The organism is Shewanella sp. (genome assembly GCF_051658185.1).
In the GTDB taxonomy this organism is placed as follows: domain Bacteria; phylum Pseudomonadota; class Gammaproteobacteria; order Enterobacterales; family Shewanellaceae; genus Shewanella.
On record NZ_JBOFMC010000057.1, the window covers coordinates 1 to 9,295 of the forward strand.

The window sequence follows — 9,295 nt, forward strand, 5'->3', positions numbered from 1 at the left end:
GCTGCGATCTAGCCGCCGCTGGGATTTCACATATTTTACTGACGGGCTCAGGGGGACCTTTCTTAACGGCGCCCTTAAGCAGTCTCAAGACAATGACCCCTGCTCAGGCCTGTAAGCACCCTAATTGGTCGATGGGGCCGAAGATTTCGGTTGATTCGGCGACGATGATGAATAAGGGCTTAGAGTATATTGAAGCGCGCTGGCTCTTTAACACGCAACCAGCGCAGTTGAAGGTGGTCATTCATCCGCAAAGCGTCATCCATTCTATGGTGCAATACCGTGATGGCTCGGTGATCGCCCAAATGGGTAATCCGGATATGCGTACTCCAATTGCGCATTGTATGGCCTATCCTCAAAGAATTAGCTCAGGCGTGGAACCTTTAGATTTTTTCAAAGTCGGACAATTAAGCTTTTGTGAGCCTGATTTTGAGCGTTTTCCCTGTTTAGCGTTGGCGATAGCGGCCTGTGCCCAAGGTCAAGAAGCGACTACCGTGCTCAATGCGGCCAATGAAGTCGCCGTGGCGGCCTTCTTACAAGGGCGTATTGGCTTTACCGATATTGCTAAGGTAAATGAACGCTGTCTTATCGCGATTAAACAACGTGGTTTAAGTAGTATTGAGGATATTATTGCCCTCGATGCGCAAACTCGCATTTATGCCGAAGAAATCTTAACTAAAATAACCTGTTAAGAATTTTAGTTTTCATATTGTGTAGCATACCTTGCTAGCATAAGGAGTGGGATGATAGATTTTTTCTGGAACTTAGGTTCTTTTATCGTGGCGTTGGGGTTATTGATTACCGCCCACGAGTATGGTCATTTCTATATTGCCCGTCGGTGTGGGGTCAAAGTCGAGCGCTTTTCGATTGGCTTTGGGCGGGCCATTTGGCGCAGGGTAGGGCGAGACGGTACTGAATATGTCGTTGCCATGATCCCCCTTGGCGGTTACGTTAAGATGCTTGATGAGCGCGTTGAGGAAGTGCCTGAGGAGCTTAAAGATCAGGCGTTCAATCGTAAAACCGTGTGGCAACGGATCGCGATTGTGGCTGCTGGGCCGATTGCCAATTTCATTTTTGCGATTATCGCGCTGTATTTTATGTATTTAATCGGTGTGCCTTCGGTTAAACCTGTGATTGACTCGACCCTCGCAGGCACGGCCGCTGCGCAAATTCAAGTGACGGAGCCGATGCAAGTGACCGCCATTTCCGGACAAAAGGTCCGTAATTGGGAAGAAGTGAATTTAGCCTTAGTCGGCCATATCGGTGATGACAGTTTAACGGTTTCCTTAGCGCCATTAAGTGACCTACAAGGCTTTGAGGCAGTGCCGCGCACTTACACCTTAAATACCCGGGAATGGCGGTTTGATCCTGAAAAAGAATCGCCGATCACCGCGCTCGGCTTAGGCGTATATCGCCCCCAGATCGAACCCAAAATCGCGTCGATAAGTGCCGGCAGTGCCGCCGAAAAAAGTGATCTTGCCATTAGTGACATTGTGGTCGCCATCAACGGTAAAAATTATACGGATTGGCAGGCTTTTGTTGACATTATTCAGCATTCTGCCAATGTGCCTGTGAGCTTAACGATAAGTCGTGAGGGTGAACTGCGGCAGGTGATGGTGACGCCATCGAGTGTCAAAAATGCTCAAGATCAAGAAGTGGGCATGTTAGGCGTCAGCCCAACACAGGCGCAATGGCCTGAAAACATGCGCTTACAGCTTCAATACGGGCCTATCGAGTCAATCGCCATTGCTGCCGATAAAACCTGGCAACTGGTGGTGGTCAGCTTTAAGATGATAGGCAAATTATTTACCGGCGATGTGTCGGTGAAAAACCTGAGTGGACCGATCTCCATCGCCCAGGGTGCGGGTAATAGTGCAACCTATGGTTTGGTGTATTTTCTTGGGTTCCTCGCGCTCATCAGCGTCAATCTAGGTATCATTAATTTGTTACCTTTACCCGTGCTCGATGGGGGACACCTGCTGTATTACTTTATTGAAGTAATAACTGGTAAACCTGTGCCTGAAAAGGTACAGGAAATAGGATTCAGGGTTGGGGCAGCATTACTGCTGATGTTGATGAGCATTGCGCTCTTCAATGATTTTGCCCGACTCTGAGCAAGGACAGACTAATAATTAGAAGTGCTCTATGAGATTGAATAAACTTTTTGCCTCGATGTTATTCGTCGGTGCGTCGTTTTCAGGGACTGTGTTGGCGAATACTTTCCAACCCTTTGAAGTGACCGACATCCAAGTTGAAGGTTTGCAGCGAGTCGCACTTGGTGCTGCCTTGTTAAGCTTACCAGTTAAAGTAGGTGATACTGTTGATCAGCTAAAAATTCAGCAGGCCATTAAAAGCCTGTATGCCTCGACTAATTTTGAAAATGTCTCTGTCAGTCGTGATGGCGGCGTGTTGATTGTGAGCGTCACTGAACGCCCCACCATCAGCGCCGTGACCTTTGAAGGCAATAAAGACATTAAAGATGAACAGTTGCAGGAAAGTTTGGATGGCTCTGGCGTAAAAGTCGGCGAGTCTCTCGATCGCACTATGCTGACGGGCATTGAAAAGGGCTTGCAGGATTTTTACTACGGCGTCGGTAAATATGGCGCTAAAGTGCAAGCTCAGGTGATTAACTTACCTCGAAATCGAGTTGAACTAAAATTCAACTTTACCGAGGGCCTTGCCGCTGAGATCCGCCAAATTAACGTGGTCGGCAATAAAGAGTTCACCGATGCTGAGTTGATTGGCATGTTAGAGCTCAAAGATTATGTGGCTTGGTGGGATTTGTTTGGTGAGCGTCGCTATCAAAAGCAAAAACTGCAGGCCGATCTTGAGACCATCAAAACCTACTATCACAACAAAGGTTATATCCGCTTTGAAGTGACCTCAACGCAGGTGGCGATGACGCCCGATCGCAAAGGGCTATATATCACTATTAACGTGAATGAAGGTGAGAAGTATAAAGTCAAAGGCGTGAATCTCACAGGCGATTTAATGGGCCGTGAAGAGTTAATGCAATCGATTTTGCCGATTAAAGCCGGTGATATGTACAATGGCGGCGATGTGACCTTTACCGAGGACATGTACAGCAAATACCTCGGTCGCTTTGGTTACGCCTACCCTGAAGTGAAAACTTACCCAGAAATTGATGATAAAACGAAGGAAGTGACCTTAAACATCAATATCAAACCGGGTAAGCGGGTGTATGTCCGTTCGGTGAACTTCACTGGTAATACCGTGACGAAAGATGAAGTCATGCGCCGTGAACTGCGCCAGATGGAAGGGGCTTGGCTCAACTCGGCGCAAATCGAGCAGTCTAAAGCGCGGCTTAACCGTTTAGGCTTCTTTGAAACCGTGGATACTGAAACCATCCAAGTGCCTGGTACCGACGATTTAGTCGATGTTGCGGTAAAAGTGAAAGAACAGCCATCGGGCTCATTTAACGCTGGTGTGGGTTACGGGACTGAATCGGGTTTAAGTTTACAGTTTGGTGTGCAGCAAAATAACTTCCTCGGATCGGGTAACCAAGCCGGGATTAACCTAAGCACCAACAAGTATTCTAAGAACGTGAACTTATCCTATACCGATCCTTATTGGACAAAGGATGGCGTGAGTTTAGGCGGCAGTATTTATTGGAACGAATTTGATGCCAATGAAGCGAACTTAGAGCGCTATAAAAATAGCTCCTATGGCGTGGCGTTAAACTCGGGTTTCCCGATTAACGAATATAACCGTATCAATGGTGGCATTGGTTATCGCCATAACACCATTTCTGAGATTTCGGCCTACGAACAAGCGTTGCGTTTTTATAACATTTATCGCGCCGAAGATCCGAATGCCGATTTAAGTTTTGATAACTTTGAACTGAGTTTAGGCTGGTATCGCAGTACGTTAAACCGTGGCACCTTCCCAACGGATGGTTCGTCCCAGCGTTTAAGCGGTAAAATGACGGTACCGGGCTCGGATTTACAGTACTTTAAAACCGACTTTGATACTAACTTTTACTTCCCCGTCAACCGTAGCCAAAGCTTTGTGGTGTTAGCGCGTGGTCGATTGGGTTATGGTAATGGCTATGGTCAATTTAACGATAACGATCAGATCCTGCCGTTCTGGGAAAACTATTATTCCGGTGGCAGTACCTCGCTGCGTGGCTTTAAGTCAAACTCAGTAGGGCCGCGTTCATTCTATCTGTATCGCGGCAGTGAGCCTTGTTCTCCCGATCCATCGGGTGATGGCTGTAGCTTACCGGGCGATCCAAATAGTATTCAGGTGAGTTCAGGCCGTTCCATTGGTGGTAACGCTATCGCGACGGCAAGTTTGGAATTTATTGTCCCGACGCCATTCTTGGATGAAGCCTATACCAATTCGGTTCGAACCAGTTTCTTTGTCGATGCGGGTAACGTGTGGGATACCGAGTTTGATTATGCGTCCTACCAAACCTTACCTGCAGAAGAATTTGAAAAACTGCAGGACTATAGTGACCCGGCGCGGATCCGCGCGTCATGGGGCTTAAGTCTACAGTGGCTATCGCCAATGGGACCTATGGTGTTTAGTTTGGCGTGGCCGATAAAAGAATATGAAGGTGACCAAACGGAGATCTTCTCGTTCAATATTGGCAAAACTTTTTAAAAGGCATACACTCGGCAGGTTTTGCTGATAATAACAAAAGTAACAAGGAGTCTATTTTGAATAAGATGGTAAATCGTGCCCTGATGACGTTAGTATTATTAGGTGCACCATTGGCAGCACAAGCTGAAAGTATCGCCGTAGTAGATATGGGTGCGGTGTTTGAACAGTTGCCACAACGCGAGCAGATCTCTCAATCTCTTAAGAGTGAGTTTGGCGATCGCATGGCTGAAGTTCAGAAAATGCAAGATGAAATGCGCTCTATGATGGAGAAGCAACAACGGGATGGCGCGTTAATGAATGAAACGCAAAAAACCGAGCTAAGCCGCAAATTTGAAGCGTTAAAATCTGACTATCAGCTTAAAGGTAAAGCCTTAGATGAAGACCTGCGTCGTCGCCAAGGTGAAGAGCAAAACAAACTGTTAGTGAAAGTGCAGAAAGCGATTAACACTATTGCTGAAAAAGAAAAATACGATTTAGTGTTAGAGCGTCGCGCCGTTGTTTATGTTAAGCCTAACGCTGACATCAGTGGCAAAGTGGTTGAAGCCTTGAGTAAAGGCAAGTAATCGATGAAAAGTGTGACTTTAAAAGAGCTAAGCCTATTACTTGATGGTGTGATCCAAGGTGACGATACGTTAGTCATTCACAGCGTAGCGACTTTAGAACATGCCAGCGCAGGCCAAATCTCTTTTTTAGCCAACAGTAAATACCGCGCTCAGCTTGAGAATACTCAGGCGAGTGCGGTGTTATTGTCAGCTAAAGACGCGCAGGATTACCAAGGTACTGCATTAATTGTTAAAGATCCCTATGTGGGATTTGCCCGTGTTGCTCAGTATTTAGATACCACCCCAAAAGCTGCGGTGGGGATCCACCCTTCGGCGCACATCGATCCTTCCGCCCAATTAGGCGAGGGAGTCGCGATTGGCGCGAATGCGGTGATCGGGGCGAACGTGATCCTCGGTGAGCATGTTCAAATTGGTGCGGGCACTGTGATTGGTCAAGATGTGATCATTGGTTCCAATACTCGCCTTTGGGCGAATGTGACTCTGTATCATAATGTCCATATTGGCCAAGACTGCATTATCCATTCCGGTGCGGTGATTGGATCCGACGGCTTTGGTTATGCGAATGAACGCGGCCAATGGATTAAAATCCCCCAAACTGGTGGCGTACGTATTGGCGATCGAGTCGAAATTGGCGCAAGCACCACCATCGACCGTGGCGCTTTAGGCCATACTGAGATCCACTCAGGTGTGATCATTGATAACCAAGTGCAAATTGCCCATAACGACATTATCGGTGAGAACACCGCGATTGCGGGTAGTACGACTATCGCTGGCAGTGTCACCATCGGTAAATATTGTATTATTGGTGGCAACAGTGCCGTTGCCGGACATTTGTCCATTGCCGATGGCGTTCATATTTCAGGGTCCACCAATGTGACTGGCAATATGCGTGAAGCGGGGGTGTATTCTTCTGCGACCGTGGCCATGGAAAATCAGCTTTGGCGGCGCAATACCGTGCGTTTCCGCCAACTCGACGAGCTGTTTTTGCGAGTGAAAACGTTAGAAAAAAATTTACAAACACCAGATTAATTGCCCCAAGGCAATTTGAGGAACCAGGTTCGTGTCTAAGCAAATGAACACTATGGATATTACGGAGATCCTTCAGTATCTGCCCCATCGATATCCATTCCTACTGATTGACCGTGTGCTCGATTACACCCCAGGTGAAAGTCTGCAGGCGATCAAGAATGTCACTATCAATGAGCCTTTCTTTCAGGGGCACTTCCCTGTGCAGCCGGTGATGCCGGGCGTATTGATTTTAGAAGCGATGGCGCAGGCGACCGGGTTGTTAGCCTTTAAGACCATGAGTGATGACGTTCCACCTCCAGGGGTTCTGTATTACTTCGCAGGAATTGATAACGCTCGTTTCAGAAAAGTGGTTGTCCCTGGGGATCAAATTCAGTTTGACGTTAAAATGATCAAAGAACGCCGCGGGATTGGCGTTTTCTACGCCGAGGCTAAAGTGGATGGAGAAGTGGCTTGTACCGCTGAAATCATGTGTGCCCGCAGAGAGATTAATCCGTGATAGATTCATTAGCGTTTGTGCATCCCGATGCAAAGATTGGCCATAACGTCACTATCGGCCCTTGGTCCTATGTGGGGGCAGGTGTCGAGATTGGTGATGATTGCTGGCTCAGTTCGCATGTGGTGGTAAAAGGCCCCACAGTGATTGGCAAAGGTAACCGCATTTTTCAATTCGCCTCCGTGGGTGAAGAGTGTCAGGACAAAAAATATGCGGGTGAACCAACACGGCTGATTATTGGTGACAATAATATTATTCGTGAACATGTAACGATTCACCGCGGCACGGTTCAGGATAACAGTGAAACCCGTATCGGTTCTAATAACCTGTTTATGAACTATGTGCATATTGCCCATGATTGTGTGGTCGGCAATAACGTCATTATGGCGAACAATGCTTCGATAGCGGGTCATGTGCATGTTGGCGATTGGGCCATTTTAGGTGGCATGACAGGGGTACATCAATTTGTGCGTATTGGCGCCCATGCCTTTACCGCAGGATGCTCGTTATTACTCCAAGACGTGCCCCCCTTTGTGATGGCTGCCGGCCAACCTGCGATCCCTCGTGGCCTAAACAGCGAAGGCATGAAGCGTCGTGGTTTTTCGAAAGAGAGCCAACTTGCTGTGCGCCGCGCTTACAAAACTCTATATCGCAGCAGCTTAACCGTAGAGGAAGCCGTCGCGGCGTTAGCTGAAGAGGCGCAAAACGATGAGCAAGTGAAGCTACTCGTTGATTTTGTTACCGCTGCCGGGCGGGGCATTATTCGCTAATCGCCGGCGAGCACGCAAACTAAAAGGGCATTTATATGCCCTTTTGTATTATGGGCACACGGGGGCTTTGGCGCCGAGCATGCCGCGCTAAGGCTGTGGTGCCTCAGTGTCTTCACTGTCATTAATGAATGAGACATGATTGGTATATGAGCAATAACACTCCATTAGTGTTCGCCATGGTTGCCGGTGAACTTTCCGGCGATATTTTAGGTGCCGGGTTAATGGCTGCGCTGCAACGCCAGCATCCTAACGCCCGCTTTGTGGGGATCGGTGGGCCGCGCATGCAGGCTCTGGGGTTTGAATCTCTGTTTGCGATGGAAGAACTGGCGGTGATGGGCATTGTCGAAGTGCTGTCACGCCTACCGCGGCTCTTAAGCGTGCGCGCATCTTTAATTAAGACGTTCACCACACTTAAGCCCGACTGCTTTATTGGCATCGATGCACCGGATTTTAATATCGGGCTTGAGCTTAAGCTTAAAGCGCGCGGGATAAAAACGGTACACTATGTGAGCCCATCGGTGTGGGCTTGGCGGCCTAAACGCATTTTTAAAATCGCAAAGGCCACCGATATGGTGCTGTCATTACTGCCCTTCGAGAAAGCGTTTTACGATAAACATCAAGTGCCTTGTACCTTTGTGGGCCATACCTTAGCCGACGATATCCCCATGCAAAGTGATAAGGCTGCAGCCCGTCAATTACTGGGATTAGACCCTAATGCCGAGTATTTGGCAATTTTGCCAGGCTCCCGTGGCGGCGAGTTAGCGCAATTAGCGGAACCTTTTGTGAAAGCCGCATTGCTGATCAAAGCCCAATTGCCCGATATTCGGTTTGTGACGCCTTTAGTCAATCAACAGCGTCGGGCGCAATTTGAGCAAGCCTTGAAGGATCACGCCCCTGATCTTGCCATTCATATGGTAGAGGGCCAATCGCGGGAAGTGATGGCTGCGGTCGATGGGATTTTGCTGGCCTCAGGCACCGCAACCTTAGAAGCGATGTTAGTCAAGCGGCCCATGGTCGTTGCTTACCGCGTGAGCCCTCTAACCTACCGTATTGCTAAGAGAATGATGCAGGTAGAGCGATTTTCATTACCCAATTTGCTCGCGGGCAACGATCTCGTGCCTGAGCTCATCCAAGAGGATTGCACCCCGGAGAAGATTGCCGCGGCGGTTACGCAGGAGCTTAATCGTGACTTTGGTCCGCTTAAGGCCGAATTTGAGCGCCTGCATTTGCAACTGCGCTGCGATGCCAGCCAACAGGCCGCTGCCGCGGTATTGGCGCTCGTCGCGAAGGAGACCCATTAATGGCGGTATTTAAGGTGTTAACTGAGGCTGATATTCACGCCTTTGAGTCCTGCGTCACGGCAGGGGTCGATGAAGTGGGCCGTGGCCCCTTGGTCGGCGATGTCGTGACAGCGGCGGTCATTTTAGATCCTGCGCGGCCGATCCTAGGGCTCAATGATTCTAAAAAACTGAGCGAAAAACGCCGTGAGGCGCTGTTTGATGAGATCTGTGCCAACGCCCTGAGTTGGCATGTCGGCCGCGCAAGCCCCCTTGAGATCGACACGCTAAATATTTTGCAAGCGACCATGCTGGCAATGCAACGTGCGGTAGCCGGGTTGACGCTTGCCCCTGAATTGGTCCTCGTTGATGGTAATCGCAGCCCAAGTTTTAGCCATAATGGCAAACTAGTGCTCAGCCATAGCATAGTCAAAGGCGATGGTTTGCTGGCCAGTATCAGCGCCGCCTCGATTATTGCCAAGGTGACCCGCGATCGGGAAATGGCCGCCCTCGATGCCGCTTATCCCCAATATGGATTTG

Annotated in this window: 9 protein-coding genes; all 9 read left to right on the forward strand. The window is 48.8% G+C overall.

Annotation, left to right across the window (positions count from 1 at the left end; genetic code table 11):
- A partial coding sequence (gene dxr, locus ACRCZA_RS02325) for a 1-deoxy-D-xylulose-5-phosphate reductoisomerase (RefSeq protein ID WP_438672875.1) occupies positions 1 to 689 on the forward strand: 689 nt, incomplete at its 5' end.
- 51 nt (positions 690 to 740) lie between these two features.
- Positions 741 to 2,111: a sigma E protease regulator RseP gene (gene rseP / locus ACRCZA_RS02330; protein WP_438672876.1), complete on the forward strand. Its 1,371-nt coding sequence runs from the start codon at positions 741 to 743 to the stop codon at positions 2,109 to 2,111.
- A 31-nt stretch (positions 2,112 to 2,142) separates the two neighbouring features.
- Entirely contained in the window at positions 2,143 to 4,623 is a 2,481-nt protein-coding gene (bamA, locus tag ACRCZA_RS02335) for an outer membrane protein assembly factor BamA (protein ID WP_438672877.1), read from the forward strand.
- 65 nt (positions 4,624 to 4,688) lie between these two features.
- Positions 4,689 to 5,186, forward strand: coding sequence for an OmpH family outer membrane protein (locus tag ACRCZA_RS02340; protein WP_438672883.1), 498 nt, complete (start codon positions 4,689 to 4,691; stop codon positions 5,184 to 5,186).
- 3 nt (positions 5,187 to 5,189) lie between these two features.
- Positions 5,190 to 6,215: a UDP-3-O-(3-hydroxymyristoyl)glucosamine N-acyltransferase gene (lpxD, locus tag ACRCZA_RS02345; RefSeq protein WP_438672878.1), complete on the forward strand. Its 1,026-nt coding sequence runs from the start codon at positions 5,190 to 5,192 to the stop codon at positions 6,213 to 6,215.
- 31 nt (positions 6,216 to 6,246) lie between these two features.
- A complete protein-coding gene (gene fabZ / locus ACRCZA_RS02350; RefSeq protein ID WP_438672879.1) occupies positions 6,247 to 6,711 on the forward strand; it encodes a 3-hydroxyacyl-ACP dehydratase FabZ in 465 nt (154 codons plus the stop codon).
- A complete protein-coding gene (gene lpxA / locus ACRCZA_RS02355; protein WP_438672880.1) occupies positions 6,708 to 7,478 on the forward strand; it encodes an acyl-ACP--UDP-N-acetylglucosamine O-acyltransferase in 771 nt (256 codons plus the stop codon). The genes fabZ and lpxA overlap by 4 nt, the downstream gene beginning before the upstream one ends.
- A 146-nt stretch (positions 7,479 to 7,624) precedes the next feature.
- Complete coding sequence (gene lpxB, locus ACRCZA_RS02360) at positions 7,625 to 8,779, forward strand: lipid-A-disaccharide synthase (RefSeq protein ID WP_438672881.1); 1,155 nt, start codon at positions 7,625 to 7,627, stop codon at positions 8,777 to 8,779.
- A partial coding sequence (locus ACRCZA_RS02365) for a ribonuclease HII (protein ID WP_438672882.1) occupies positions 8,779 to 9,295 on the forward strand: 517 nt, incomplete at its 3' end. The genes lpxB and ACRCZA_RS02365, both read left to right, overlap by 1 nt.

Bases quoted from the DNA above. Each gene is read 5' to 3' on its own strand.
- rseP (WP_438672876.1), top strand. From the start codon at position 741: ATGATAGATTTTTTCTGGAACTTAGGTTCTTTTATCGTGGCGTTGGGG.
- bamA (WP_438672877.1), top strand. From the start codon at position 2,143: ATGAGATTGAATAAACTTTTTGCCTCGATGTTATTCGTCGGTGCGTCG.
- ACRCZA_RS02340 (WP_438672883.1), top strand. From the start codon at position 4,689: ATGGTAAATCGTGCCCTGATGACGTTAGTATTATTAGGTGCACCATTG.
- lpxD (WP_438672878.1), top strand. From the start codon at position 5,190: ATGAAAAGTGTGACTTTAAAAGAGCTAAGCCTATTACTTGATGGTGTG.
- lpxB (WP_438672881.1), top strand. From the start codon at position 7,625: ATGAGCAATAACACTCCATTAGTGTTCGCCATGGTTGCCGGTGAACTT.